Origin of the sequence: Bacteroides intestinalis, from assembly GCF_003464595.1 — a bacterium.
In the GTDB taxonomy this organism is placed as follows: domain Bacteria; phylum Bacteroidota; class Bacteroidia; order Bacteroidales; family Bacteroidaceae; genus Bacteroides; species Bacteroides intestinalis_A.
In genome coordinates, this window is sequence record NZ_QRZF01000067.1 from 319 (window position 1) to 607 (window position 289).

Annotated in this window: 1 protein-coding gene; it reads left to right on the forward strand. The window is 50.9% G+C overall.

The features are described from left to right. On the forward strand, positions 1 to 226 hold a 226-nt coding region (locus tag DWW10_RS26285; RefSeq protein WP_220395708.1), incomplete at its 5' end, for a hypothetical protein. Between the last annotated feature and the right edge of the window lie 63 nt (positions 227 to 289).

The following is a 289-nucleotide window of genomic DNA, read 5'->3' on the forward strand; positions in this document are numbered from 1 at the left end:
AATGCTATCTGGAATGACCGGACGAAGCAATGGATTCTTCCCCGGCTTAGGAGCAAAGCGGCCTCGTGAAGCGACGAAATCCGTCTCACGGGACGGGATGACCTCGCCCCGTGGGATGATAAAAATCCTTCCGCGGGGCGAAAAGAACGGTCTCGTGAGGCAAATCCTTGCATTGCGGCTTATCGTTGATACGAAATATGATTTAACCACGGATCACTTGCGTTAGAGCTTCTCCGGTGTAGGCTATCTCAATTTCCCTTTCGCGCGTGCACGTATATATATAATGTGC